This is a genomic window from Prochlorococcus marinus str. MIT 0919 (assembly GCF_027359375.1).
Lineage (GTDB): Bacteria > Cyanobacteriota > Cyanobacteriia > PCC-6307 > Cyanobiaceae > Prochlorococcus_D.
The window spans coordinates 1,303,196-1,327,985 of record NZ_CP114779.1; the positions used below are offsets into that span (position 1 = coordinate 1,303,196).

The following is a 24,790-nucleotide window of genomic DNA, read 5'->3' on the forward strand; positions in this document are numbered from 1 at the left end:
ACTAAAAATCTCTCGGGCCTTTATAGTTACTAATATTTGCCAATTCCTCTAGAGATTTAACACCTGCTTGAAGTTCACCATTAATTTCCCATGAGGGAAAACCTTCAATATTCTTTTCTTTACAAAGTTTTGTTTGACTGTTTAAACCATCAGGGGCACATTCCACCAATAAAAGCTTCTTAACAGCCTCTTTGCCAAATATCTCTTGTTGATCATGACAATGAGGGCACCAATATGCGGAATATTTAACGGCACCAATAGCAGTTAAATGTTCTGCTAATGCTATTGCTGATGTTGTACTCTTGGACACCACAGCCGGAGGAGCGACACCTTGGCTATTTGATAAAGCTTCTGACCTGCTTGGATCAACAGATGCAGACCATATAAAGCCACCTAGTAAAACTGCAACAGAAACAAGAAAACCTCTATATATCATTTCTCGCGGTTCATCTAATCCTCCACTAATTATAGTTAAGATCAGAATAATTGTTGATATAAATGCTGAAAGAATACAAAAGAAACAAAATGCTTTGATTTTGAATAGCATTATCCCTATAAGGAGGAAGCTGAAGCTAACCATGCCTATCGAGATTAGGAAGAGTCCCCACCAAGTTTGTCTAACTGAATCTTTTTTTCTTTCAACAAGTCCTGGGAATAGAGGTAATATTGCTAGTAGTAGTAGTGTTAAATAGCTAATTAATCCTATTAAAGATAATGGAACAGAAAAATTACTCCCATCAAATATATTCCCCCATGGACTACTAAGTACTTTGTCGCAACCTTCAACTCCACCAGGACAAGATAATGATCCAATCCACCCCCATCTATTAAAGGTGATTGAACCAGTATCAATGACTCCTACCGTTGCAAGAACTGCTACAAGGATTCTTGCCCATTTGGACCCTTGGTCGTTACGTCGACGACTTTTAAGCAGTGAAGATTCCATTTCTATCAGAAAGGTTTTTTCATTCTTGCAGTTTTCTGTTCATCAAGCTTTTATTTTCAAAAATGAACTTTTGATCTGGAGTTTAGAACATGATTAGGACTTGCTCTGGAAAAATTGTTGCTGATTCTCTTCGTTCCCCTAATGATCGAGATCTTTCAGTTGCTTTTTTACATTTGGGATGTGAAAAGAACCTTGTAGATACTGAGCACATGATGGGCTTGCTAAAACAGGATGGTTTTGGAGTCACTAGTAATTCCGATCATGCAGAGGTTGTTGTTGTAAACACTTGTAGTTTTATAGAGCAAGCACGTGAAGAGTCTGTAAGGGTTTTAGTAGAACTTGCTGATAAGGGGAAGGAAATAATTATTGCAGGATGTTTGGCCCAACATTTTCAAATGAAGTTACTGGAATCTATCCCTGAAGCTAAGGCAATTGTAGGCACAGGAGATTATCAAAACATCGTTGAAGTTTTACATAGAGTTCGTCAGGGGGAAATAGTAAATAAAGTTAGTGATCAACCTGTTTTTGTGGGCGATGAACATTTACCACGTTATAGAACAACTGGTAAACATGTTGCTTATCTGAAAGTTGCTGAAGGCTGTAATTATCGATGTGCTTTCTGTATTATCCCCACATTACGTGGTAATCAAAGGAGTAGATCACTTGACTCAATTATTAATGAGGCCAATCAACTTGCTGCTGAAGGTGTTAAAGAATTAATTTTAATTAGTCAGATAACAACTAATTATGGAATAGATATTTATCATCGACCTTATCTTGCAGAACTTTTAAGAGCTCTTGGAGATGTTGATATTCCTTGGATCCGAATACATTACGCATATCCAACTGGACTGACAAAAGATGTGCTAGCAGCCTATAGAGAAGTCTCAAATGTTTTGCCATATCTTGATTTACCGCTTCAACATAGCCATCCAGATGTTTTGAGAGCCATGAATCGTCCTTGGCAGTCAGATGTAAACTCCCTTGTTTTAGATCGTATTAGAGAACAATTACCTGAAGCAATTCTAAGAACTACTTTGATTGTTGGTTTCCCAGGAGAAACCCGGATTCAGTTTGAACATCTTTGCTCTTTTATTCAAGAGCAAAAATTTGATCATGTTGGTGTATTTACTTTTTCTAAAGAATTAGGAACGAAAGCAGCTGAATTTACCGATCAAGTTCCCTTGAAGTTGGCTCAGGCAAGAAAAGATAAGATCATTTCTATTCAACAACCTATTTCAGAAGCTAAAAATCAAGCTTGTGTTGGAAGGAATTTAGATGTTCTTATTGAGCGTAAAGACTTAAATACACAAGAGCTGATAGGCCGTTGCGCTCGCTTTGCACCAGAAGTTGATGGTGAAGTTAGGATGAGGATTCCTGATGGAGAATCAAGTATTCAAGCTGGAAGTATGGTGAATGTTTTGATCACCGGTTCTGATCTGTATGACCTCACAGGAGAGATTGTTGACCCTTAGATCAATTTTATTGCCTGGAGAATTTTTTGTATTCCAAAGGCTGCTCCTAAGCCAAGGCCTACAAGACTTACATAAAAAATAATTCCCATTCTAAAAAAAATTAACCAATATTCTATTAGAACAGAAAAAAGGAAATTTTGGATGGGCTACTTACTCTTTACAATACCTTTCTCCTAATCTTGGATATAAGCAATTTTATTGATTAGACAGTATTCCGCTTTTTGTAGTTCTCTTCCTAGATACAGAGCATGATCTATACATTCGGTTTTGATTTTATTTTCACCTTCTGTGAGTTGTATCCCAACTTCTTTAGCACTCCGTCCTTGATAAACCGCAATTGGTTGACGCTTTTTATTTGTTGTACATTTAATTGGCTTCCCAGTTTTAGGATCTGTAGCCCTTCCAAGTTCATCTAGATTGTTCGTGTAATGTTCTACGATTATTGTATTGCCCTGTAGATCTAATTTGATTATGAAATAACCATTTGGGTCTAGATGAATGAATCTTTTTGAGTATTCAGAATCAATACTTATAATTTCACTAGTTAATGAATTTGAAGAAAATTTGTTTCTCATGACTGTTAATACAAAGAGCATTTAATGAAAATTCATAAGCAATTTATAAAAAACCATATAGCGATTTCTACATTGAATAAAATCATGACCTGTAAGATACTTTTTAAGTTGAGAATATTATCAACTTAAAAATAGGGAATACTGACTAAATAAAAATATTGCTAATGTATTAGATCAGGTTGAGATAAAGTTTTTTAAAGCGATTAAAAGAATAAGGTTTATTAATATGAATGATATGTAAACAATCCTTGGATTCCTTAGACCTTGAGGAGCGGTCATTTCCATGCCAAATATCCTAAATAGGACTTGTTTCTGGTCATCTCTATATTGCAAAAGCCCCTTCTTAGAAGAGCTTATATTCCCTTCTGAATTATTGGAAGTTCCCATAATCAAAGTTAATTTATGTATTTCAATCATAGTTCTATTTGGTTACTTTTAAATGGGACTTCATTGTTTGATGCATGAATTTCCTCTTGAATGTATAAATTTACCTTAGGCAGCCAAGCTTTTAAAAGTTCACTCATATGCTTGTTGTACCATTTGTGAAGACTCACTCTCGGAGTAGATATAAAGCCTCTTCGTTTTTTGTGCCTACCACCTGCTCCTGGATCAAATTTCTTAATACCATTATTGATTGCCCATTCGATGGGTGAGTAGTAACAAACCTCAAAATGTAAGTTTTCAATGCTTTCTTTAGATCCCCAATATCTTCCCCACAGCATTTCTTCATTACGCATACAAAAAGACATTGCTAAAGGTTTATCAGGTGCTTCCTTGTATGCACTGAAGAGTACAATCTGATTTTTTGTATTTATCAATGCTAATTCGTCAAAAAATGATTTTGTTAAATACTTACTTCCCCAAACTCCCCATTTCGAACAATGTTCTGCATAAAATTCATGCATAGTTTGTAGTATATTATTATTAACATCATTTCCAGTTATTGCCCTTATACTTATTTTAGATCTTTCAATACTTTTCCTTTCTCTTTTTATATTTCGACGCTGATTAGCGTTAAACCTAGCAAGATAATCAGAAAAGTTATTCTCCCCAGAGGATTCCCATAAACTTTGTTGATTTATCCACGCTAAGTATTCTGATTGTTTTACTATTTGTGCCCACATATTATCTACATATAGGAAATTACAACTTAAGATTTTATTGGTTATCGCAAATTCATCTATAATATCAAGCATCATTTTTGTTGTCTTGTTTTCATCTTCTTGAGAAGAAATGAAAAATTTATAACCTTCTATGGGGCTAAGAGGACTCATGCCAATTAGTTTTGGGTAATACCTGAGCTTTAATTCTTGCGATACTTTTACAAATACATTGTCAAAAATAAATTCTCCATAACTGTGGTTTTTTAAATATAGAAGTGCAATCCCAATAGGCTTGTTTTTCTTCCAAATACTCAAATGAATGGGTTGCCATCCATTTTTGCTTGAAATACTATCTGAGCTTTCTAATATTTTTAGCCATTCCCACTGAAAAAAAGGATTTAGATTTTCCCCAACAAGGCTTTGCCAATACTCTTCTGGTATCTCTCTTATTGAAGAAAGCCATCTCACGCTGTATTCACTCATGAGAGCCTATCTTTTGCAAAGGGTTTAAAAAATCTGAATTTCTTCAAAGCTTATGAAATTGATTATAATAATTTCATTATACAAATATCACTTTTTATTTCTTATATAACGTACAAGTAATTCATCATTTTCTAATACTTTCGTTTCTTTCAACAACCATTTACTTTCATTGTAACTATCTTTATAGTTTAACCAAGGATAATCACCTCCTAGTATTTTAGGTGCAATTGTTAGCTGAAGTTCATTAATTCTGTCTTCTATTAAGAATGATTCTATTAATTTAGGTCCTCCAAGAAGAACAATTTTTGATAACCCTAACTTTTGCAAATCACTTAAGGTTTCAGACCATGTAAACTTCTTCTTTAAAATCATTGTAAATTTATTTTTGACCTTGCTATTTATCTTGTTTTCGTCTTCTGTACTGATTAACCATCTTTTTACCGGTTGTTTGAAATAATCATACTCTGGAGAGATATTTTGTGATTTTCCAATCACTAGTGATATAGGTTGATTATCTTTGCCTTCTAAATTTCTTTTTTCGAGTGAATTTAAATTATGAATCAAGCAAATATTTTTAAGAGCTTTTAATGTTCCTGTGCCCATTAGAGTTGCATCAGACCATGCTAAAGCGTTTTCTAGAACTTTTCTATCACCGATACCACCTATTGTTTGACTGAGACCATTTCTGTCACAAACTCTTCCGTCTATACTAATTACTATTACAAGTCTAATATAAGGTGTATTCAAGATATTTTTTTTAAGCAAAATATTATTTTAGAGATTCTAATTCTTGATTTTTTGGATATATCTCCGCTGCGTTATTTGGACTTTCTTGTAGTCGTACTTTGTATAGAGTTGCACCAAGACTGTTTATTGGCTTCATTAGTTGATCAGATATATAAAGTGCAATGTTCTCAGCAGTTGGAACACATTTTGCAAAGTATGGAATATCTTTATTTAAGAAAGAGTGGTCGAAAGGTTCAATAATTATATCTTCAACTAAATTTTGCAATGCTGCAAGATCACATATCATGCCAGTTCTTGTATTGATTTCTCCTTCAACTGTGATATCCAGGAAATAATTATGACCATGACCATGTGGCCTTGCACATTTTCCATAAATTAAATCATTTTCGTTAGACGAAAGCTCTTCTCTTGCCAATCTATGGGCAGCAGCAAAGTGTTTTTGAATGGTTAGATGAGCCTTCATATCATCTCCACTATAATCGGCCCACAAGTCTTTTTGTTCATATAGCCTTAAGGATACTAATGGTAAATGCTGTTCTAAACGTTCCCATATAGTTTTGACTAAAGCTTCTGTGGTTGGTAATGAGCCTTTGGGCTGTGACAAGTCGAATTCTGGCCATGTCTCATTTAGAAATCTAAAATCAAGTTGGTCAGTTACTTCTGCTTTGATGGCATGCTTTACATCTGACAGATTCAAGACCATTCCATCATTATTCAACTGCCCTTCCATGGAAACAATCAATTCATAATTATGTCCATGCCCTGGTGCTATTGCACAATTCCCAAAGCTTGAGACATTATCATCAGGAGATAATTCAGGAAGCCAATAACGATGACTAGCACTAAAGCAGGCTCTTCGTGTAATTACACACAGTCTTCCTTTCCCATGTTTTGCTGGAGATGTGATCTCAGTCATGACAGGCTCCTCTAAGAGTCAGTTTAAGTAGCTTTTATCCTTTCTGTCTTCATGAATCCTTTATCGACTCCCAATTTATCAACTAAAGAGTTAGGTGGCCGTAATCTTTATTTGGTTGGCATGATGGGATCTGGTAAAAGTATTACTGGCCCTATCCTTGCAAGTAAATTATCTTATCGTTTTGTGGATGTTGATAAAGTTGTTGAGGAGTTAGCACAGAAAAACATCTCGGATATTTTCAATCAAGATGGTGAACATGCTTTTAGAGACATAGAGACTCAAGTCTTGAAAGAAATTGGCCAAAGACACTCCTTGGTAGTAGCAACTGGAGGAGGAATAGTTATTAAGTCTGAAAATTGGGGAATATTGCACCAAGGTGTTGTTGTTTGGTTAAACCCAAATCGATCTATTAATTTGACAAGATTAAATGCAGACAAACCAATTAGACCTTTATTAAAAAAAAATCTCGTTCAAGATTTTGACGACTTATTCAACAAACGTAAATCTTTATATTTAGAAGCTGATCTTCATGTGCCAATCAATCAGGAAACACCTGATGAAGTAGCTGATTTAATCTTGGAGCATTTAGAATCAATTATTAATGAGCCTTAGGGTCTAAGCGTATAGCAAACCATTGCAGGGTGAACCCAGGTCTTATCTCTAGTTCGCAGGCTGTATCCAATAAACGTTGCGCAGCATCTCGATTCGATGCTTGATTTGCCAGGTCTTTAGGCAATTCTTCAAGTTTGCATAGCCAACTTTCTAACCAAATTAGAGTTTCTTTCTCTTGTAAGAATTTTTCCTTTTCACCTGGCTCGAGTACGACATAGTTAGAACAGGATCTGATTAATGGATCTGACATGAAACAATTAATTGAAATAGTTTTACTAATTTGTTGAGACTTAGCAAATGATCCGTTTATGAGAGCATTAGATAATCCTTTTGACTTTAGTTTGAATTCGATTAAACAAAGGTATTTTTGAAATACAATTCATTAGATGCAAAAATAATCTTAAAAATTAGTTAAAAATAATTTTTACATCATATACGATGAGTTTTGCAAAAGATAAAGCTCTAATTGATCTCTCCAAGTAAATAAATTTTTTAACTTGGGATCATCAGCTAGACCTTTGCAACCTTTCCCTGATATTACTTCACCTGAGGAAGTTGGAAACTTTATTAGGGATAACTGTGCAGCCACTGCAAGGTCTGCAACGCTTAATGAATTCCCAACTAACCATTCTTTCTCATGAACTAAGTTTGACAAATTTTCTAAACTTTTAAGCAAGGAAGAATCTTCCCCGTAGTTGATTAAACTACCAAATTCATTTATGGCTTCACAGGGTAGCTTCCCAAGAAATTCTTTAATACTGCTAGGAATTTCATTTGGCAACAAAGCTACTCTTAAGTCTTTGTTTAAAGTTGCTGATTTTAAAAGGGCTTTTTTTGCAGCATTACTGAAAGTCGTATCTGCCCAATTTTCTATTAGATGGACTTGTGCAGCTTCTTTAGGATTTGATGGAATTAATTGCGGTTCAGGTTTGATTTCTTCTAAATATTCAATAATTTCACTTGAGCCTGAAATAACATTATCTCTATCTTTCAAGATGGGAACTTGCCTTTGTCCAGATAGGCGAAAAATATTGAACTGTCCGACGCCAGGAACAACTTCTATAATTCTGCAACTCAACTCCTTTGCTTGTAAGGCCATTCTAATTTTCAGGCAAAAGGGCGAGTAACGAAATTGATATAGTTCCAACATGAAACTTTGCACTCAAAGATGAGCAGAGTAACTATTATATGTATTCAATCGTGACGCAATGGGCGAGTTTTTTTCAAATGTTTTTAGATATCCCAAATATCTCATTACTATTGTCTTAGGCATTTTTACAGCTTTTCTTGAGCCGCTTATACAAAGGAGTAAAAATCCTATTACGGCAATAGCCCTTATAGGAGCTTGTATTAGCATAATACTGACTTTTTATTTTGTAGTAAAAGCGATGGTTCTTCCGGACACTTTGGTTTAGCTATGGCTTTGAGTAGGCGCGTTGAAAAATTTTCTGCACTCATTCGAAAAGAAATGAGTAATCTTTTAATGAATGGGCTTAAGGATCACAGAGTTGATTCAAGGATGATCACAATTACTGAGGTCGAAGTTTCTGGTGATCTACAGCATTGCAAGATCTTTGTAAGTATTTTTGGTGATGAGACTAAATCTGATCAAGCTTTTTTAGCTTTAGAAGCATCTGTTGGATATTTACGAGGAGAGTTAGGAAGAAGGTTACAAATGAGAAGAGCACCTGAATTGGTTTTCCGTTTAGATAAAGGAATGGAAAAAGGTATGTCCGTATTAAATCTTTTAGGGAAATTAGAAGCACGTCGTAAAAGTAAAAATCAAATTATTCCCGAGATGGACGACTAAGATTGGCTTCTTTAGAACTGAAGGAACTTCGACGTGAAGTCGCTGAATTAATAATTATTCGAGCTAGTGCTCATGGCATGGATTCATTAAGGGAATACCCGAATTGGGAATGTACTAATGATCAACTTCAAAAGTTCTTAGAAGAAGGCATTGGTGGAGTAATTTTGCATGGAGGGACAATCGAGGATTTAGAAAGGCGTTGCTCTCAATTAAATAGTTGGTCAGATAAAAAAATTTTTCTTTGTGCTGATGTTGAAGAAGGGGTAGGTCAACGATTTCAAGGCGGGACATGGTTAACGCCTCCAATGGCTTTAGGGCTTCTCCACAAGAAAGACCCTCAGCATGCCATTTCCTTGGCCGAACAATATGGGATTGCGATTGGCAAGGAGGCACTTCTGTGTGGATTGAATTGGGTCTTAGCCCCAGTTTGCGATGTAAATACAAACCCGTTAAATCCAGTGATCAATATGCGTGCATGGAGCGATGATGCGATAAGTGTTTCAGCTCTATGTTCTGCTTTCTATAGAGGCTTGAGCAATGCAGGCATATTGGGCTGTGCAAAACATTTCCCAGGGCATGGAGATACAAATGTTGATTCACATATGCAGTTGCCGGTTTTAGAAAATGATTTAGCCCTGTTGAATCGAAGAGAACTTTTGCCTTTTAGGGCTCTAATAAATGAACAAATCAGTTCTATAATGACTGCTCATTTATATTTAAAAAATATTGATTCAAATCATCCTGTAACTTTTTCAAAAAAGGTTTTAACTAATCTTTTAAGAGAAAAATTGGACTTTAAAGGTTTAATAGTCACGGATGCTTTAGTAATGAAGGCAATCACTAGGAATTATGGTAGCAAGCTATCAGCTGCAATGGCCTTTGCCGCTGGTGCTGATTTAATATTAATGCCAGAAAATGTCTCTGATGCAATAGATTCAATTGTAGATTTGATTATTAGTGGGCAAGTTCCTATCCAACGGTTAAAAGATTCTCTTTTAAGAAGAAGTAAGGCTCTTAAAATGCATATAGATAAGCCTTCTAAGCATAAGCAATCAATTAGATTGAAAGCAAAATTTTCAATCAAAAATTGCGATTATCATAGCTTATCTAATCAACTTTTAGACTTATCTATAGAATATAGAAATAGACTAGAAATTAATAAATCTCGAAGATTAATAAACCTTATTAGAGTAGATAGCTTACATGCCAAATTAGTTTTAAATCGCTCTTCCCCGGCACTTACTTTCCCTGAAAATTTGGGATTTCAGAATGTGGTGATCCATTCTTTAGGTATTTCACCCTGGCAAAATAATAAGAGTGAACCATTAGCTTTAGATAGGTTTGGAGAAGGTATTTTCTTATTACAGTTATTTATACGAGGTAATCCATTCTCAGGGGATAGTGCATTAAGCGAGCCTTGGGTTAATGTTGTAAAGCAGTTACAAAAATGTAATCGCTTAGCAGGCTTAGTTTTATATGGTAGTTCTTATTTATGGAATGATTTGGTAACGGTTTTAGAACCATCAATACCTAGTATCTTTAGTCCAGGTCAAATGCCTTTGGCCCAAGAAAAAGTAATGAATATTTTGTTTCAAAGGACTAAGGAACAAGAATATTGTCATGCTAAGATCAATTCAGAATTCATTGATTAAATATTAGTATTGATAATGAATCATGTCGATAAACCATTTTCTTTAAGTGGTAAAAAAATTGTTATAACTAGATCTCAAGATCAACAATCTGAAGCTAGATATGCTTTTGAAGCAGTAGGTGCATTAGTGTATGATTTACCAGCTTTAGTGATAGGTCCGCCAGATAAATGGACTTTGCTAGATAATGCTTTGCTTGAATTAGATAGCTTTCATTGGATTATATTTTCTAGTAGCAATGGTGTACAAGCTGTTGAATCGAGATTAAATCTTAAAGACCGATCCTTAGTAGATTTACCTACTAATTTGAAAATTGCTGCGGTAGGCAGGAAAACAGCTAGATCGCTAAAAGATATTGACGTTAGTGTGGATTTTATACCTCCACAATTTGTAGCAGAGAGTCTTATCGAAAATTTCCCGGTTTCTGGTTTGGGTTTAAAGGTTTTATTGCCCAGAGTTCAAAGTGGTGGAAGAAAATTCCTTTCAGAATCATTTATTAAAGCTGGAGCAAAAGTAGTACAGGTTCCAGCATATGAATCACGTTGTCCAGATAATATTCCTCAAGAAACTATTCATGCTTTGAAGCAGAAAGAAGTTAATATAATAGCCTTTACAAGTGGTAAAACAGTTGCTAATACTGCAAGTTTACTTGAGAAATACTTTGGCAAGAACTGGCAAAAAATATTAGTTGATATTCAAATAATATCTATAGGGCCTCAAACATCTATTAGTTGTATTGATTATTTTAAGAGAGTTGATGCTGAAGCTGAACCTCATGATTTAGATGGATTAGTTAATGCGTGTATCCAATTGTTGTGAATGTAATTTAAAAGTATTACTGACCATATTCACTTTCTACTAGACTTTTGAAATTGTTCAAGTTAGTTTGTAGTTCATTTGTAACCATCTTACCCAAGATATTTTCTTCCATTAGTCTCGCTAGCATTTTGGGAAGTTCATAGGAAATAATAAGCTTTACTTTTGTCATTTGATTATCTTTTGACTCAAAATAAACAGAGCCTTTGGTTGGTAGACCGCCAATTGATTCCCATTGCAAATTTTCTTTTTCAATTCTTTGGTTTATTTTTGCTTTCCATTTAAATCGAAAACCATTTGCCGCTAATGTCCATTCAGTAATGTCAGGAAGAACCTTTGCTTCATCATCAATGGTTTTCACTGATTCAATCCATGTCATCCAGAGCGGCATTGCCTCTAAATCACTCCAAATATTCCAGACCCTTTGAACTGGAGCATTGATTTGAGTGGTTACAGTGTGTTCTAGCCAACTTCCCATATTAAAAAACAGCAGAATTTTTTTTCAGAGTGCTTGGTTTTTCTAGGATTTCAGCAGCAGCTAAATGTCCACTCATAGTTGCACCCTCCATAGAATCAATATAGTCCTGTTTTGTATAACTTCCTGCTAAGAAAAAATTACTAATAGAAGTTGATTGCTTAGGCCTATATGGTTCCATCCCTGGTGATTCTCTATACAGAGATTTAGCTAGTTTTACGACGTTACTCCAAACCAATTTCAGATCACTTGAAGATGGAAAAAGTTCTCTGACTTGCGCGTCAGTATGACTAATAATTGCTTCGTTAGATTTTGATATCCAAGGATCTCCTGGAGTTAGAACGCATTGAAGCAATGATCCCACACCTTCACGACGGTAATCTTCCGGACTAGTTAGCGCAAGATCTGCAAAGCAGCTAAAGTCCGCATCTGCTGTATATAAAAGATTGTCTAATCCTGTAGGGACTTGAAGATTTTTTTGACCAGAAAGGTTATTCAGTTCTGTAACCCATCCATCATATCTAAGTTGTACTGTTGCCACTGGGACAGCGTCAAGCTTATTAATTGCTAAAAATTCCGGGAACTTTTTCCATTCAGATGGAATTAATTTTTGTATTCCTGGTACATCACATGCTGCTAGATACTTATCTGCTTGTATACTTATTTCTCCTGAAGGTGTATTGAGAATAATTCTTGTTACTTCTGGGGATTTATTGTCATTAAATTGTATTTCCTTGACGCGATGCCGAAGATGTAATTTCCCACCTTTACTTTCTATATAATTGAGAATTGGCTTTGTAAGCCATTTATGAGGTGAACCTTTTAAAAGATTTAATTTTGAAGCTTCCGTTTTTGCGGCAAACATCAAAAATATAGTTAACATACATCTTGCTGATATTGTTTCACAATCAATGAAACCTAAAGCGTAAGCTATTGGATTCCACATCCGTTTAATACTATTAATACTCCCTCCATGGTTAACAAACCATTTTTGAAAGCTAATGGCATCAAGCTCTCTAATGGTTTGCATGGCACCCTCATAATCCACCAGCCCTTTTACGATTGGACTAGTTCCAAGTGCTAATGCGTTACGAAGTTTATCTATCCAATTCAGTTGTGGGGTAGTGAAAAATGCTTTGAGGCCATTAAAGGGTGCTCCTAATGCAAAGCGAAAATCTAACGATTTGACATTTCCACCTTTGTTTACAAATAAATGGGTGTGATCTTTGGGTAAAAGATTTTCAAGTGCACCTACCTTTTTCATTAATGCAAAAAGATTTGCATAGTTAAAGAAAAAAACGTGTAAACCCATTTCTATATGATTCCCTTGAGAATCTTCCCAGCTACCTACTTTCCCTCCCAAGAAGGGCCTTGCTTCATAAATATCGACCTCGTGGCCTGCATCCACAAGATCTACTGCTGCTGTCAGCCCAGCCAATCCAGCACCGACAATTGCTACTTTCACATGCCTTTAAAAGAAGGACTTAATAACTCTATTAATAAGAGGTTCAATTTAGAAAGAAGCAAAACATCAAGTTTCTCAATAAAGTGACATTAAGTCATTTTCTGAACTTATGACTAGATCAGATTCAGTGGATAAAACCCATACTGCTCAAGATGGGAAAGGTATTTTAATTACCCAAGTTGCCATGGGACAGCTGGCTAGGCTTTGCACTGATCAGGGTAAAGATAAATTGCTTCGGGTTGGAGTTCGCTCAGGTGGATGTAGCGGGATGAGTTACACCATGGATTTTGTATCTATGAATGACATACACGAAGATGATGAAGTTTATGAATATAAACCCTCTGAAGAAGTATCGTTTAAGGTTGTTTGTGATGCGAAAAGTCTTTTATATATTTATGGAATGCAATTGGATTTCAGTACTGATTTAATTGGTGGAGGATTTAATTTCACCAATCCAAATGCAACACAAACATGTGGATGTGGAAGTTCTTTTGCTGTTTGAAGTAACTTACCAATAGTCATTTAATCCTTATTATTTATCGCAATTAAATGGAGCACAATCAAGAAAGTCAATTTGATGCAGCAATGTCAAGATATCAATCAGGAGTAGACCCCAGCGAAGTCCTTAAAGACTTTGAAAACATTACTGCAGTATCTCCAGCTCAATCAGCTGGATGGACTTGTCTTGCATGGCTGCAGTTGCTTTGTAATCGCAATGAGGATGCTTTGAAGTCTGCTCGTACCGCAGTTAAATTAAATGCCCAAGATCCTCAGGCAAGAGTTAATTTAAGCCTTGCTTTATTAGAAACTAATTCAAAGGGAGTTCGGGATCATATCGATTTTGTCAAAAGAGCTTTGTTAATAGTTCCAGAAATTGAGAAGGAATTAAAACTTTCCATAGAGGATGGATTGGACCGCAAGCCTGAATGGAAATCCTTAATCAAAGTAAAGATTTGGTTGGGTTTTTAATTGAAAAAATTTTTAGTAATTAGTAATGGTCATGGAGAGGATTTGTCTGGTTCCCTTTTGGCATTAGAGCTTAAGAAAAGAGGTTTTTTAGTAGAAGCTTTTGCATTAGTTGGTAAAGGTAAGGCATATACCAATATGGGCATTAAGAATATTGGCTTAAGACGTGAATTTAGTACTGGGGGTATTGGATATACAAGCTTGATGGGTAGATTTACTGAATTAATTCAAGGTCAATTAATTTATTTGATTAATAGCATCCTGAAGTTATTATTTGTTTCTAAGAGATATGATCATTTTGTAGTTGTTGGTGATATTGTTCCAGTTCTTGCTGCATGGCTTACGCGCAGACCAACATTTGTTTATTTAGTAGCTTACTCTAGTCACTATGAAGGTAAACTGAGGTTGCCTTGGCCTTGTAGATATTTTTTAAGCAGTAATATTTTTAAAGCAATTTATTGTAGGGATCAGTTGACTGCAAACGATTTAACATTTCAATTGAGACGTAAAGCTATGTTTCTAGGCAACCCTTTTATGGATCCTGTTTTTAGCGATCAAGAACCTTTGGAAGAATGTAATTTTAGAATTGGTATATTGCCAGGAAGTAGGCGGCCTGAGTTGGAGAATAATCTAGTGGAAATACTAAATTTATTACTACTATTAAAAGAAGACATATTTACTAGTAAAGTTGTAAGCTTTGATGTGGCATTGGTATCTTCTTTAAATAAGAATGAACTCTTTTTATTAGTATCTAAATATGGATGGAAAATAATAGATAGTAATCTCGAAAAAGATACTATTTCTATAATTAATTCAAGTTTCAAGGTTAATATACTTTGGAAATCTTTTCTCAAAATTGTTCAAAGTAGTGACCTTATAATAGCCATGGCAGGTACAGCTACTGAGCAAGCGGTTGGACTTTCTAAACCAATTGTTCAGCTTCCAGGCAAAGGGCCTCAATTCACTACTGCTTTTGCAGAAGCCCAAAGACGCTTGCTTGGACCGACGGTATTTTGTGCAGAAAACTCTCTTCGAAAAAGAGGGGATATTTTAAAGAAATCCGCAGATTTAATTCTTTTATTATATGAAAGGATTTCCAAAGAGGACTATTTAAAAATAGAGTGTCAGAAACAAGCCTTATTAAGGCTTGGTGAAAAAGGTGGAACAACAAGAATAATCAATTCAATCTCTCAGACTGTTGCACCTTAAATGTCTTCAGAGATTGCAGCATTTATAGCTGATTGGATAGTAGGATATTTAAAACTAAATCCAAGATTCTTAAGCTTTACGGAAGTCACCTTTTGACCCTCAAGTACTACTTTAGCTCCATCACCTAGTAAAAACTTTAATAGAAAACCTGGAACTTGTATAAGGCTTGGACGATTAATAATCATGCCTAATGTTTCACAAAATTGAAACATTTGTATTGGTTTTGGAGCGATGCAATTAATACTTCCAGACCAGCTTTTATTATTCAAAGCAGCCCCAATAATTCTGCACAAATCATATCTATGGATCCAGCTCATCCATTGCAAACCGTTACCTAAAGGACCACCTAAACCTGCTTTAAAAATTGGCAACATTTTGCCCAAAGCACCTCCATCTTTACCCATTACAATTCCTATACGAAGAATGACTAATCTAGTTGATTTTGGCTTTGCTTTTGCGGCCTCTTCCCATCTTTGGCAAATATTTGCTAAAAAATCATTACCTGAAGAACTTCTCTCATTAAATTCATCATAAAGACTTGTACCATAAAATCCAATTGCAGATGCATTTATAAGAATACTTGGAGGTTTTGATAGCTTTTGAATAGCATTTATTAAATAACTTGTTGTATTTAGGCGACTGTCTTCGATTAATTGACATTGCTTTTTAGTCCATCTTTTCTCTGCAATTGGTTCACCTGCTAGATTTATAACTCCTTCAGATTCTTCAATCGCATTTAACAGTATTTTTTCTTTCCAACTTAAGGACTTTGATGGATCTAAGTTTATATAGCTCAATTGTTCATGATGTTTACCTAATAGGACTTTAGTATTACGTTTTCTGCTTACTATTGTTAACGAATGACCTTCTTGAATTAAATAAGGTATAAGTTGCCTTCCAACAAAACCACTACATCCAAGAAGAAGTAATTTCATAGTAAACTCACTTTAATTATCTATATGAAAACAATTCTAGAGGCTAGATTTAAAAAGCTTTGTAATTGCAAATTCTTTTACTATGACTGAGATCTCTAAAACTGCACAAAACCCTAAGCCCTTTAAGAAGGGCTCATTAGTGCGTGTCAATCGAATGGCATATGCGGAGAGCTTGGAATCTATGGCTAGTGATGCAAATCCTCCTGATTACATTTTTGATGGCCCAGGGGAGCTTTTACTAGTAAAAGGAGATTATTGCCAAATTAGATGGCGTCGGCCTGTGCCCGATGTATGGCTAAAAATCGACCAATTAGAAGCTTGGGATTCAAATTAAAGCTTCTGCAAATTTATTGAATCGGAAGATTGTTTTTTTCTTTTTTAAGCATCAAACGCTTTTTTTTAGATTTGGTTAGCATTTCCTGCCCATCATGCAAGTAATTATCAACGTAACCTTGTGTATAAATTTCAAATTCAATTAATGAATCTTCTAGTTCTGAAAAACAATGATAAAGACTTAAACTAAAACTTTTTGCGGGTATAGGTGTTGATCTAGATGTGTATATTTGCTTAATTTTGCTCATTTTTGATTTGCTATGTTCAAGGTATTGGCAAAAATTTTCCATAAGTATTTCATCATAAGGGTCTGCGGCAAGCGATTGGATTTTTTTGGGAAAAGGGTTTATTATATCAGCCATTAATCTATCTATTGGCTGATATACAAGTTTTATCCAAAGAGTTAATAAATTATCCTTTTCAGAACTTTTAGATTTATAGATATCTCGATCCTTTCTTTTAACTTCTTTGTTTATAATTGTTTTCTTCTGATCATATAAATTACGGTTAACGGGATCTTTTAGAACTTCCCAAGCTGCATATATCTCAAGAATTTTTTTTTCATCTCCCCCTTTGTCAGGATGATGCTTCTTTACTAAAGACCTATATGATGATTTGATTTCTTCTAGGCTTGCTATATTCGAGATTCCAAGTATTTTGTAAGGATCAAATTCCATAACTTAAAAGGTAAATAAGACTAGATAAAACCATCTCTTCTTGGCCTAATTGATGAGACACTATTGAACATAGCTGTAGATAAATAACGTTCACCAAAGCTAGGTAAGATAACTACTAACCTCTTATTACGCATATCTTTGCGAGACCCAATTTGTAGAGCAGCTGCGACAGCTGCTCCACTACTTATGCCACTAAGTAGGCCTTCTTGACGAGCTAACTGTCGCCCAATTTCCATTGCATCATCATCATCAATTTTGATTACTTCATCGATTAGTGCAGTGTTTAAAACACGTGGGATAAAACCAGCACCAATGCCCTGTATGTGATGCGGATTAGCGCATTGGCCTGATAGCACTGCACTTGCCGATGGCTCAACTGCATAAATCAACAAACTAGAGTTATGCTCCTTTAAAATTTTTGCACAACCAGTTATGGTTCCTCCAGTTCCAACACCTGCAATTAAACCATCAATGTGACCTTCGCAATCTTTCCATATTTCCTCAGCCGTTGTTTTCGCATGAATTTCTGGATTAGCAGGATTATCAAATTGCTGTAATAAGTATGCATTAGGCATGGAATTTACTATTTCCTTAGCAAGATCAATAGCGCCTTGTATCCCTTCTTTCCCAGGTGTTAGTTGTAGCTCGGCTCCATAAGCTCTTAGCATTGCTCTTCTTTCTGTGCTCATTGTGTCGGGCATTGTAAGAATTAATCGATATCCTTTCGCTGCAGCAACCATTGCCAGTGCTATTCCAGTATTTCCACTAGTGGGTTCTACTAAGATTGTTTCTGAAGGCTTTATTGTTCCTTCTTCTTCGGCTGCTTGTACCATTGCGCCAGCTATCCGATCTTTTACTGACCCAGTAGGGTTGAAACTTTCTAGCTTTGCAAGCAATTCTGCTTTGCATCCATATTCTTTTGGTAATCGGTTTAGTCGCACTAGAGGCGTATTACCTACCAAAGTTGTTATGTCAGAGGCTATAGGCATTATTTCTTTTGATAAGTTCGCGAATAAAGATATTTAGTTAAGTACATGGATGAAATGTTTTCTTTTAAATCACAAAATCAATAAAATTGATGAATTCAGGAAATTTTTGTGTACGTAATTGAACTTGCTCTTAAAATGAGCCCTTTCCCATTGGCTGTTCAGAGAAAAAATTTAGATGATGCGAAGTCTACTTATCATACTGTCAGAGAATCCTTGGAAAAAGGTCTTCCAAAGGTTTTAGAACTAAATTGTGAACAATTAAAAGATAAAAAAATAGCTGTTTTGACAAGCGAGCTTTTGTCAGTGCAAATTTATGAAAAAACTGGAGTTGGAGGAGGTATTAAACGTCCAGGATTTTCATTTGATGAATGAGTTGATGAATTCAAAGCAGAGTGATAGTGAAGATTCTTTCCTTAATTCTCATTGTTTGAACTTAGAAAAAATTTCTTTCAGCTGGGAAGTAGATAAGAAAATCTTAAATCAAATTAGTTTTGCTATACCCAGCCCAGGGTTATGGATGCTTGTTGGTAGGAATGGAAGTGGGAAAAGTACTTTATTTCGTCTTATTAGTGGATTGATTGAACCTGAAGAAGGTACTTTGCAATGTTCATATAAACCGGCATTAATGTTTCAGAACCCAGATCATCAATTGCTTTTGCCAAGTTGTGAAAGTGATTTGATGCTTAGTACGCCTGAGAATTATTCCAGGGCTGAGCGAAAGAAGGTTATTGACTTTGCCTTGCATCAAGTGGGTTTGCAGAGTTTTGCATCTAGACCAATTCATACCTTGAGTGGAGGACAGAAACAACGTCTTGCGCTTGCTGGTGCTTTGGTTAGCAACGCAAACTTGTTACTTCTTGATGAGCCAACAGCTTTGCTTGACCCAAGAAGTCAAAGATCCATCTTGAAAATAGTTCAAAGACTTTCTAAGCGGCCTGAAAATCCTATTGCTGCTCTATGGATTACACACCGAATCGAAGAACTTGAGTATTGTGATGGAGCGGCCATTATGAAAAATGGAAAATTGGGACCTTGGCATAAAGGTCTTGAATTGATGCGCAAATTAAAATGACTTGCCCTATGACCCTCATCAAGAGTAAGTTCTTTTAACTCTTTCCTCGGTAGCTCAGCGGTAGAGCGATCGGCTGTTAACCGATTGGTCGCAGGTTCGAATCCCGCCCGGGGAGTTTTATTTATATCTCTGAAACCTACTGATATATAAGGGGGTGTTATTTTCAGTGGATATATCTGAGATTTCAGAAAAAGTTTCATAACTCAGCAGCCGTCTTCAGGGTAGGTTTGATTGCATAGTCTTGAAAGGGAGGTTTGTAAGGTGTAATTCATTAAAAAAGGGGACATTTTCTAAGTAGGGGGGTAAACACCTCCTCCATTACCAGTGCTTTGCTTAGTGGGATGTACACCACTGGATACTCCTACCAAGCAGTGACCTGAGTTATTTCTTGGACTTTTATTTAAATCTCTAACAGTTTTTGTGCTAAATTGGAAGAAATTATAAAAAGCCATATTGGCCTTGTCTCTTATTTTTCCTTGAAAACTATTGCGAGCCAATAGATTTAAGCGATTTATAGCTTTTGTTAGTGGTTTCTTGAATTCTGCAATAAAAAGGAAATCTTGAGAGAATCGAACAACTTCGAGCTTGCGAATTTTCGCTAAGTTCATATTTTCTTTCAGAGCTCTGTCTAATGAAGCCTTGCATTTTGCTAATTGAAGATGACAAGGATATGAGGGAACTTGTTGCTGGTCATTTGGAACATAGTGGGTTTGATGTTCAAAGAGCAGAGGATGGTATCAAAGGTCAAGCCCTTGCACTTCAATACATTCCAGATTTGATTCTTTTGGATTTAATGCTTCCAAAGGTAGATGGATTGACCTTATGCCAACGTCTTCGAAGAGATGAACGAACTGCAGGGATACCAATTCTTATGCTTACAGCATTAGGAGCGACTAAGGATAAAGTTACTGGTTTCAATTCAGGAGCCGATGATTACCTTACAAAACCATTTGATTTGGAAGAACTTTTGGTCAGAGTGAGATCCTTGCTCAGAAGAACTAATCGAGCTCCTTTGGGTAGCGGAAGTCATCAGGAGATTCTTAATTTTGGTCCTTTGACCTTAGTTCCTGAGAGATTTGAAGTTATTTGGTTTGATAACCCGGTTCGACTAACACATCTAGAATTTGAACTTCTGCATTGTTTGCTTCAAAGACATGGGCAGACAGTAGCCCCTTCTTTAATTCTTAAAGAGGTATGGGGTTACGAACCTGATGATGACATTGAGACTATAAGGGTTCATGTTCGTCATTTGAGAACAAAACTTGAGCCAGAGCCAAGAAAGCCACGCTTTATAAAAACTGTTTATGGAGCTGGATATTGTCTTGAGCTGCCTACGGGGGAAGCTATCAAGGAGTTCAAAGATATCTTGGTGAAATCACGTCAAAATAATGATATTGCATTGCCAGAAAAGCAGTCACACTAATTATTGCGGTTAACGATTATGTTGTTGTTTTGTTAATTCTATTAATGCTACTTCCCAGGCAATTCTTGGTTGTATGGATGTAGTTAGACTATAACGTAGCGCATCTAGTCTCTTGACAATATAAAAATTTGTTTCCTGACTCCAAAAATACTGTTGTAGGAAATTTGTTAACCATATTTGTTGATCTATCTTGAGATTTTCTGCAATCTCTTTTGCAATATTTAAAGCTTCCAAATAATTAACTGGTAAAGCTTTTAAATCATCTAGAATTTTACATGGTACTTCTAGAAAGTTATCAATATTAATTCTCAACAACTCTGGGGAACCGTTCGATAGATTGATTAAATATATTTTATTATCATTTATATATGAGCTGCTTAATTCTTTGCTATTACTTGCAAAATATTTACTCATTAAATCAATATTTAAAGGTTTAAAAGGTATTTTTTGGCATCTAGATTTAATTGTGCTTATTAATTTCTCTGGCCTGCTAGATATTAAAATGAATATCACATTTTTAGAGTCCTCAAGTGCTTTAAGCAATGCATTCGATGCAGGTTCATTCATTAGTTCTGAATCTTCAATTACCACCATTGATAATTTACTTTCTATAGTTTGATTACCTATAACATTCTTTATATTTCGAACTTGATCTAATCTAATTTGGCATTTTGAAGAAAAGCTAATATCTTTTTCTTTCGCTGCTTTTTGTGTAATTAACTTTCCCTGATAAGTATAAGTAGGTTCAACCCAGAGCATGTCTGGATGATTCAAACTTTCTAGTCTTTTTCGTATATTTGGTTCGTAACAGTCTTTTGTTAGAATACCTTCAAGAAATCGAAGTGCAACTTCTTTTTGTCCAACTCCTTTGGGGCCAGAGAAAATATAAGCCGGAGCAACTTTGTTTGATATCAGTATTTCTGTTAAGATATTAATTGCAATTGGTTGATAATATACTTCTTCAAATAAAGAATTATCAGTAAGTATTTTACGCATTAATTTTTCTTTTTGCATACAAAAAAAGCTTTTAATTGATGTTGAATTTCCTTAGTAACTAATGTTTCCTCTTGATCAGCTTGAATTGTTATCCAATTAGGAGCTTGAGAAATAATGGCGAATCCTTTTGAGACTTTCTTTAAGAAATCTGCACCTGCAGATTCAATACGATCGTTTTTCATTTCTGCTCTTCTTTGAATACTGTTGTCTACAGATAGCTTTAACAATACAGTTAGGTCTGGTTTTACATCTTGAGTAGCTATTCTCTCCAACGTATTAATAATATCAATATTTAGACCTCGCCCATAACCTTGGTAAGCAAGTGTTGATGCTGCAAATCTATCGCTAATTACCCAATCACCCTTATCAAGTTTTGGCTGAATAAATTGACTTATATGTTGTGCTCTATCTGCTGCATATAGTAAAAGTTCGGTTAGCGCTTCTGGAGATTCAAAACTAGAAGTATTTAATAATAAACTTCTTAACTTTTCACCTAAAAGGGTTCCTCCAGGCTCACGAGTCATATGTAAAAGAGCATTTTTAGGCATTAACCCACTTTTGGGTAGCCATTTATAGATGTGGTTCATTTGAGTAGTTTTTCCGCACCCGTCTATACCTTCAAAGACTAGAAAACGTCCTGTCATGAGCTCTTTAGAGTTAAGGCATTGATAACAACACTTATAGAACTTAATGCCATTAACAAAGCTGCAATTGGTGGAGATAGAAGTATGCCAAAAGAAGGTAAAAGTATCCCTGCTGCAACTGGTAAAGCAATGGTGTTATATGAGAAGGCCCAAAAGAGATTCTGCTTCACTTTCTTAATAGTTTTGTCTGCTAAAAGAATTGCATTTGGCAAGCTTTCTAGTCGATCACCCATTAGTACGAGGTCTGCAGAATCTTGTGCTATTTGTGTTCCAGTCCCTATTGCCACCCCCAGATTGGCACCAGCGAGTGCTGGCGCATCATTTATTCCGTCTCCAACCATTGCTACAGGACCAACTTTTTTCAATTGTTCTAGATATTTTAGCTTTTCCTCAGGTAAAAGTTCCCATCCTAATTGATTTTCTTTGAACCCAAGTTGACCTCCTAACCTCAATACTGATTGTCTTCTATCACCACTTAAAATATGTAAATTTATTCCTTTAATACGTAATTTTTGTAACGCCATATGAGCATCTTCTCTAATTTGATCATCAATTATTATTAGCCCAAGTAATTGATTCTCTACTGATACTCCAACCAGAGATTTTGCATGATAATTTGATTTTTTTAATTGCAGGTTAACATCAATATTAATTTCAGTTCCTTCATTCTGAAGCCATTCAATTTTCCCCACTCTAACTGTTCCTTTAATACCATTTAACTCTCCTGACATTCCTTTACCTGGGAAGGTAATAACTTGAGAACTTGAAAGCAAAGAAATCTCATTGATTTCTGCTTCATGCAATATTGCATGCGCTATAGGGTGTCTACTTTTATCTTCTAAACTAGCTGCAATTTGAATTAATTTGTTTTTATTCTGAGAGCCTAATATACCAATAACTTGAGGTTTACCGATAGTAAGAGTTCCAGTTTTATCAAATATCATTTCTTTGATCAAAGCAGCTTTTTCAATAACATCTCCACCTTTAAACAGCCATCCTTTTTTGGCAGCTTTTCCTGAAGCAACAGTAATAACTGTTGGAGTTGCTAGACCTAGTGCGCAAGGACATGCAATCACTAATACTGCTATCGAGAGTTGTACAGCAAGCCCTAGGGAAGTTTGCGCATTTGTGCTAAAAGATGTGTTCAGGGAATGTTCATGCATATGCATTAACCCTTGACCAGAAACTTTTAGAACATCAGGCCATATAACAGTACCGATTTTCCACCAAAAGAAAAAAGTGAAAATCGCCAGTCCTACAACGCCAAAACAAAACTTTCCAGCAACTTGATCTGCAAGTCGTTGTATTGGAGCTTTTCGAGCCTGAGCCTTCTCAACTAATCCAATAATTCTTGCTAATGCAGTATCATTCCCAATTCTTTGAACTTTAAGTATTAAGGTTCCTTCTAAGTTAAGCGAGCCAGAACATAGCTCTGTTCCAGGAGCAGCTTCTATTGGTAGTGATTCGCCTGTAATACTCGAAACATCTACAGCAGAATTGCCTGAGATAACAATGCCATCAATGGGGATACGATCACCAGCTAAAAGTTGAATTTGTTCACCTGGTTTTAGGGCTCCAACCCGTACTTCCTTAATCACATTTTCGTTATTAATAAGACTTGCTGTTTCTGGTTGCAATTTTGCTAATTCTTTCAAAGCTTGCCCAGTTTGTATTCGGGCTCTTTCTTCTAGAAACCTCCCTAAAAGAACAAAACCAAGAAGCATTACTGGTTCGTTAAAAAAACATGGCCAGCCAACTTGAGGCCAAATTAATGAGCTAAGGCTGCTTAGATATGCGCTAGATACTCCTATACCAACCAGTGTGTCCATATTTGGTGTCAAATATCTAGCTGCTCGCAAACCACTTTTTAATATGGTTAACCCTGGACCAAATAAAGCAAAAGTTGCAAGGCTTGCGTGGAAAGATAAATTTCCAATCAATGGGATTTGAAGGGTTTCTGCTTCAGTGAGATGACCTAATACTGAAAGAATTAGCAGGAATAATGCAATCATCAATTGTTTCCATTTCTGCCAAAGCTTTTTCTGTTGATTAATTGCAGCTAAGGCAGGTTCTCGAGCTTCGCTCGAAAAGAGTCTTTTCCTCGCTTGGAAACCTCTCCTGGATAGTGCATCAATAATTCCCTGAATATCACTTGATTCGTCTTGCAGCTCTATTAATGCAGTTCTTTCAACCAAATTTACATGCGCACTAACAACGCTGCTTTCACTTAGAAGAGTTTTTTCTACTGATTGAACACAACCACCACATTTCATTCCTTCTACGTCTAATAAAACGGATTGCAGCGGATTTTTACTGTTTCTAATGATCAAGGAGGTTTTGAAGACTTCTCTAAGCTAAACCGTAGAAATATCTTAAAGCTATAAATTTTTCTGTTTTAAAAAAAAATAATTTAGATGATTTTTATGAGCAATCTTGAATCTGTGGAGGGATGATAGTAGAACATTTTTAATTAA

Annotated in this window: 30 protein-coding genes and 1 tRNA gene; 14 read left to right on the forward strand and 17 right to left on the reverse strand. The window is 35.6% G+C overall.

The features are described from left to right. Position 1: 1 nt before the first annotated feature. Positions 2-946, reverse strand: a complete 945-nt coding sequence (locus tag O5635_RS07095; RefSeq protein ID WP_036901717.1) for a vitamin K epoxide reductase family protein — start codon at positions 944-946, stop codon at positions 2-4. Between the two features lie 89 nt (positions 947-1,035). On the opposite strand from O5635_RS07095, the gene rimO reads away from it, so the two are divergent. Further along, a complete protein-coding gene (gene rimO / locus O5635_RS07100; RefSeq protein WP_081934276.1) occupies positions 1,036-2,421 on the forward strand; it encodes a 30S ribosomal protein S12 methylthiotransferase RimO in 1,386 nt (461 codons plus the stop codon). Here rimO and petL read toward each other — a convergent pair. The 5 genes from petL to O5635_RS07120 form a co-directional block, all read right to left on the reverse strand. Further along, complete coding sequence (gene petL / locus O5635_RS09415) at positions 2,418-2,510, reverse strand: cytochrome b6-f complex subunit PetL (RefSeq protein ID WP_036901716.1); 93 nt, start codon at positions 2,508-2,510, stop codon at positions 2,418-2,420. The two genes, rimO and petL, sit on opposite strands and share 4 nt — an antisense overlap. Positions 2,511-2,594: 84 nt before the next feature. Next, positions 2,595-2,996 carry a DUF4346 domain-containing protein gene (locus O5635_RS07105; protein WP_036901714.1) on the reverse strand — a complete coding sequence of 134 codons (402 nt, stop codon included), beginning with the start codon at positions 2,994-2,996 and terminating at the stop codon, positions 2,595-2,597. A 413-nt stretch (positions 2,997-3,409) separates the two neighbouring features. Next, positions 3,410-4,582, reverse strand: a complete 1,173-nt coding sequence (locus tag O5635_RS07110; RefSeq protein ID WP_036901711.1) for a GNAT family N-acetyltransferase — start codon at positions 4,580-4,582, stop codon at positions 3,410-3,412. Between the two features lie 87 nt (positions 4,583-4,669). Further along, a complete protein-coding gene (locus tag O5635_RS07115; RefSeq protein ID WP_052042800.1) occupies positions 4,670-5,347 on the reverse strand; it encodes a RibD family protein in 678 nt (225 codons plus the stop codon). Between the two features lie 4 nt (positions 5,348-5,351). Continuing rightward, complete coding sequence (locus O5635_RS07120; protein ID WP_036901708.1) at positions 5,352-6,245, reverse strand: 6-carboxytetrahydropterin synthase; 894 nt, start codon at positions 6,243-6,245, stop codon at positions 5,352-5,354. A gap of 51 nt (positions 6,246-6,296) precedes the next feature. Here O5635_RS07120 and O5635_RS07125 point away from each other — a divergent pair, with 51 nt between their 5' ends. Continuing rightward, positions 6,297-6,857, forward strand: coding sequence for a shikimate kinase (locus O5635_RS07125; protein ID WP_036901706.1), 561 nt, complete (start codon positions 6,297-6,299; stop codon positions 6,855-6,857). Here the strand turns inward: O5635_RS07125 and O5635_RS07130 are convergent. Both O5635_RS07130 and O5635_RS07135 read right to left on the reverse strand, forming a co-directional pair. Beyond that, complete coding sequence (locus tag O5635_RS07130) at positions 6,844-7,107, reverse strand: chlororespiratory reduction protein 7 (RefSeq protein WP_036901703.1); 264 nt, start codon at positions 7,105-7,107, stop codon at positions 6,844-6,846. The genes O5635_RS07125 and O5635_RS07130 overlap by 14 nt on opposite strands. 174 nt (positions 7,108-7,281) lie before the next feature. Further along, a complete protein-coding gene (locus O5635_RS07135) occupies positions 7,282-8,007 on the reverse strand; it encodes a glutathione S-transferase family protein (protein ID WP_269607363.1) in 726 nt (241 codons plus the stop codon). Between the two features lie 58 nt (positions 8,008-8,065). On the opposite strand from O5635_RS07135, the gene O5635_RS07140 reads away from it, so the two are divergent. The 4 genes from O5635_RS07140 to O5635_RS07155 are packed head-to-tail and all read left to right on the forward strand — an operon-like array spanning position 8,066 to position 11,135. Beyond that, positions 8,066-8,272, forward strand: a complete 207-nt coding sequence (locus O5635_RS07140; protein WP_036901698.1) for a DUF751 family protein — start codon at positions 8,066-8,068, stop codon at positions 8,270-8,272. Between the two features lie 2 nt (positions 8,273-8,274). Further along, positions 8,275-8,667 carry a 30S ribosome-binding factor RbfA gene (rbfA, locus tag O5635_RS07145; RefSeq protein ID WP_036901696.1) on the forward strand — a complete coding sequence of 131 codons (393 nt, stop codon included), beginning with the start codon at positions 8,275-8,277 and terminating at the stop codon, positions 8,665-8,667. A 2-nt stretch (positions 8,668-8,669) separates the two neighbouring features. Next, on the forward strand, positions 8,670-10,319 hold the full coding sequence (locus tag O5635_RS07150) for a glycoside hydrolase family 3 N-terminal domain-containing protein (protein WP_036901694.1): 1,650 nt from the start codon (positions 8,670-8,672) through the stop codon (positions 10,317-10,319). 15 nt (positions 10,320-10,334) lie between these two features. After that, positions 10,335-11,135 carry a uroporphyrinogen-III synthase gene (locus O5635_RS07155; RefSeq protein ID WP_036901692.1) on the forward strand — a complete coding sequence of 267 codons (801 nt, stop codon included), beginning with the start codon at positions 10,335-10,337 and terminating at the stop codon, positions 11,133-11,135. A 16-nt stretch (positions 11,136-11,151) separates the two neighbouring features. On the opposite strand, the gene O5635_RS07160 is transcribed toward O5635_RS07155, so the two are convergent. Together O5635_RS07160 and zds are read right to left on the reverse strand one after the other, a co-directional pair. Beyond that, on the reverse strand, positions 11,152-11,610 hold the full coding sequence (locus O5635_RS07160; protein ID WP_036901691.1) for an SRPBCC family protein: 459 nt from the start codon (positions 11,608-11,610) through the stop codon (positions 11,152-11,154). 1 nt (position 11,611) lies between these two features. Next, positions 11,612-13,072, reverse strand: a complete 1,461-nt coding sequence (gene zds, locus O5635_RS07165; RefSeq protein WP_036901689.1) for a 9,9'-di-cis-zeta-carotene desaturase — start codon at positions 13,070-13,072, stop codon at positions 11,612-11,614. Positions 13,073-13,181: 109 nt separating this feature from the next. On the opposite strand from zds, the gene O5635_RS07170 reads away from it, so the two are divergent. Genes O5635_RS07170 through O5635_RS07180 form a run of 3 tightly spaced genes read left to right on the forward strand, consistent with a single transcriptional unit; the run spans position 13,182 to position 15,247 of the window. Next, positions 13,182-13,574: a HesB/IscA family protein gene (locus O5635_RS07170; protein WP_036901687.1), complete on the forward strand. Its 393-nt coding sequence runs from the start codon at positions 13,182-13,184 to the stop codon at positions 13,572-13,574. Positions 13,575-13,621: 47 nt separating this feature from the next. Beyond that, positions 13,622-14,041 (forward strand): tetratricopeptide repeat protein, encoded by a 420-nt coding sequence (locus O5635_RS07175; protein WP_036901684.1) that lies wholly within the window; start codon positions 13,622-13,624, stop codon positions 14,039-14,041. Beyond that, on the forward strand, positions 14,042-15,247 hold the full coding sequence (locus O5635_RS07180) for a lipid-A-disaccharide synthase-related protein (protein WP_036901682.1): 1,206 nt from the start codon (positions 14,042-14,044) through the stop codon (positions 15,245-15,247). Here O5635_RS07180 and O5635_RS07185 read toward each other — a convergent pair. After that, a complete protein-coding gene (locus tag O5635_RS07185) occupies positions 15,244-16,182 on the reverse strand; it encodes a TIGR01777 family oxidoreductase (protein WP_036901680.1) in 939 nt (312 codons plus the stop codon). The two genes, O5635_RS07180 and O5635_RS07185, sit on opposite strands and share 4 nt — an antisense overlap. Positions 16,183-16,264: 82 nt before the next feature. Here O5635_RS07185 and O5635_RS07190 point away from each other — a divergent pair, with 82 nt between their 5' ends. Then, a complete protein-coding gene (locus tag O5635_RS07190; RefSeq protein WP_036901677.1) occupies positions 16,265-16,516 on the forward strand; it encodes an NAD(P)H-quinone oxidoreductase subunit O in 252 nt (83 codons plus the stop codon). A gap of 13 nt (positions 16,517-16,529) precedes the next feature. Here O5635_RS07190 and O5635_RS07195 read toward each other — a convergent pair whose 3' ends face one another. Together O5635_RS07195 and cysK are read right to left on the reverse strand one after the other, a co-directional pair. Further along, entirely contained in the window at positions 16,530-17,192 is a 663-nt protein-coding gene (locus tag O5635_RS07195) for a J domain-containing protein (RefSeq protein WP_036901676.1), read from the reverse strand. Between the two features lie 20 nt (positions 17,193-17,212). Further along, entirely contained in the window at positions 17,213-18,181 is a 969-nt protein-coding gene (cysK, locus tag O5635_RS07200) for a cysteine synthase A (RefSeq protein ID WP_036901674.1), read from the reverse strand. A 108-nt stretch (positions 18,182-18,289) separates the two neighbouring features. Between cysK and O5635_RS07205 the strand changes: the two genes are divergently transcribed. From O5635_RS07205 to O5635_RS07215, 3 genes are all read left to right on the forward strand, one after another. Then, positions 18,290-18,553, forward strand: coding sequence for a hypothetical protein (locus O5635_RS07205; protein ID WP_036901672.1), 264 nt, complete (start codon positions 18,290-18,292; stop codon positions 18,551-18,553). Between the two features lie 4 nt (positions 18,554-18,557). Further along, the gene (locus tag O5635_RS07210; protein ID WP_052042873.1) at positions 18,558-19,253 is read left to right on the forward strand and encodes an ABC transporter ATP-binding protein; all 696 of its coding nucleotides are present in this window, start codon (positions 18,558-18,560) and stop codon (positions 19,251-19,253) included. Between the two features lie 43 nt (positions 19,254-19,296). Then, a tRNA-Asn gene (locus O5635_RS07215) sits at positions 19,297-19,368 on the forward strand. Positions 19,369-19,543: 175 nt separating this feature from the next. Here O5635_RS07215 and O5635_RS07220 read toward each other — a convergent pair. Next, positions 19,544-19,861 (reverse strand): hypothetical protein, encoded by a 318-nt coding sequence (locus O5635_RS07220; RefSeq protein ID WP_036901669.1) that lies wholly within the window; start codon positions 19,859-19,861, stop codon positions 19,544-19,546. A 23-nt stretch (positions 19,862-19,884) separates the two neighbouring features. Here O5635_RS07220 and O5635_RS07225 point away from each other — a divergent pair, with 23 nt between their 5' ends. Then, positions 19,885-20,676: a response regulator transcription factor gene (locus O5635_RS07225; protein ID WP_036901666.1), complete on the forward strand. Its 792-nt coding sequence runs from the start codon at positions 19,885-19,887 to the stop codon at positions 20,674-20,676. Positions 20,677-20,685: 9 nt separating this feature from the next. On the opposite strand, the gene O5635_RS07230 is transcribed toward O5635_RS07225, so the two are convergent. From O5635_RS07230 to O5635_RS07240, 3 genes are read right to left on the reverse strand one after another with little or no spacing between them, the layout of a single operon-like run. Then, entirely contained in the window at positions 20,686-21,690 is a 1,005-nt protein-coding gene (locus O5635_RS07230) for a hypothetical protein (protein ID WP_052042797.1), read from the reverse strand. After that, positions 21,672-22,316: a dTMP kinase gene (gene tmk, locus O5635_RS07235; protein WP_036901664.1), complete on the reverse strand. Its 645-nt coding sequence runs from the start codon at positions 22,314-22,316 to the stop codon at positions 21,672-21,674. Before tmk ends, O5635_RS07230 begins: the two co-directional genes overlap by 19 nt. After that, positions 22,313-24,640: a heavy metal translocating P-type ATPase gene (locus O5635_RS07240; RefSeq protein WP_420063650.1), complete on the reverse strand. Its 2,328-nt coding sequence runs from the start codon at positions 24,638-24,640 to the stop codon at positions 22,313-22,315. Before O5635_RS07240 ends, tmk begins: the two co-directional genes overlap by 4 nt. Between the last annotated feature and the right edge of the window lie 150 nt (positions 24,641-24,790).

Coding starts and splice junctions, on each gene's coding strand:
- petL (WP_036901716.1), bottom strand. CDS start 2,510: ATGGGAATTATTTTTTATGTAAGTCTTGTAGGCCTTGGCTTAGGAGCA.
- O5635_RS07105 (WP_036901714.1), bottom strand. CDS start 2,996: ATGAGAAACAAATTTTCTTCAAATTCATTAACTAGTGAAATTATAAGT.
- rbfA (WP_036901696.1), top strand. CDS start 8,275: ATGGCTTTGAGTAGGCGCGTTGAAAAATTTTCTGCACTCATTCGAAAA.
- O5635_RS07130 (WP_036901703.1), bottom strand. CDS start 7,107: ATGTCAGATCCATTAATCAGATCCTGTTCTAACTATGTCGTACTCGAG.
- rimO (WP_081934276.1), top strand. CDS start 1,036: ATGATTAGGACTTGCTCTGGAAAAATTGTTGCTGATTCTCTTCGTTCC.
- O5635_RS07225 (WP_036901666.1), top strand. CDS start 19,885: ATGAAGCCTTGCATTTTGCTAATTGAAGATGACAAGGATATGAGGGAA.
- O5635_RS07095 (WP_036901717.1), bottom strand. CDS start 946: ATGGAATCTTCACTGCTTAAAAGTCGTCGACGTAACGACCAAGGGTCC.
- O5635_RS07110 (WP_036901711.1), bottom strand. CDS start 4,582: ATGAGTGAATACAGCGTGAGATGGCTTTCTTCAATAAGAGAGATACCA.
- O5635_RS07185 (WP_036901680.1), bottom strand. CDS start 16,182: ATGAAATTACTTCTTCTTGGATGTAGTGGTTTTGTTGGAAGGCAACTT.
- O5635_RS07135 (WP_269607363.1), bottom strand. CDS start 8,007: ATGTTGGAACTATATCAATTTCGTTACTCGCCCTTTTGCCTGAAAATT.
- O5635_RS07195 (WP_036901676.1), bottom strand. CDS start 17,192: ATGGAATTTGATCCTTACAAAATACTTGGAATCTCGAATATAGCAAGC.
- cysK (WP_036901674.1), bottom strand. CDS start 18,181: ATGCCTATAGCCTCTGACATAACAACTTTGGTAGGTAATACGCCTCTA.
- O5635_RS07230 (WP_052042797.1), bottom strand. CDS start 21,690: ATGCAAAAAGAAAAATTAATGCGTAAAATACTTACTGATAATTCTTTA.
- O5635_RS07210 (WP_052042873.1), top strand. CDS start 18,558: ATGAATTCAAAGCAGAGTGATAGTGAAGATTCTTTCCTTAATTCTCAT.
- O5635_RS07160 (WP_036901691.1), bottom strand. CDS start 11,610: ATGGGAAGTTGGCTAGAACACACTGTAACCACTCAAATCAATGCTCCA.
- O5635_RS07220 (WP_036901669.1), bottom strand. CDS start 19,861: ATGAACTTAGCGAAAATTCGCAAGCTCGAAGTTGTTCGATTCTCTCAA.
- O5635_RS07170 (WP_036901687.1), top strand. CDS start 13,182: ATGACTAGATCAGATTCAGTGGATAAAACCCATACTGCTCAAGATGGG.
- O5635_RS07140 (WP_036901698.1), top strand. CDS start 8,066: ATGGGCGAGTTTTTTTCAAATGTTTTTAGATATCCCAAATATCTCATT.
- tmk (WP_036901664.1), bottom strand. CDS start 22,316: ATGACAGGACGTTTTCTAGTCTTTGAAGGTATAGACGGGTGCGGAAAA.
- O5635_RS07175 (WP_036901684.1), top strand. CDS start 13,622: ATGGAGCACAATCAAGAAAGTCAATTTGATGCAGCAATGTCAAGATAT.
- O5635_RS07120 (WP_036901708.1), bottom strand. CDS start 6,245: ATGACTGAGATCACATCTCCAGCAAAACATGGGAAAGGAAGACTGTGT.
- O5635_RS07190 (WP_036901677.1), top strand. CDS start 16,265: ATGACTGAGATCTCTAAAACTGCACAAAACCCTAAGCCCTTTAAGAAG.
- O5635_RS07155 (WP_036901692.1), top strand. CDS start 10,335: ATGAATCATGTCGATAAACCATTTTCTTTAAGTGGTAAAAAAATTGTT.
- O5635_RS07125 (WP_036901706.1), top strand. CDS start 6,297: ATGAATCCTTTATCGACTCCCAATTTATCAACTAAAGAGTTAGGTGGC.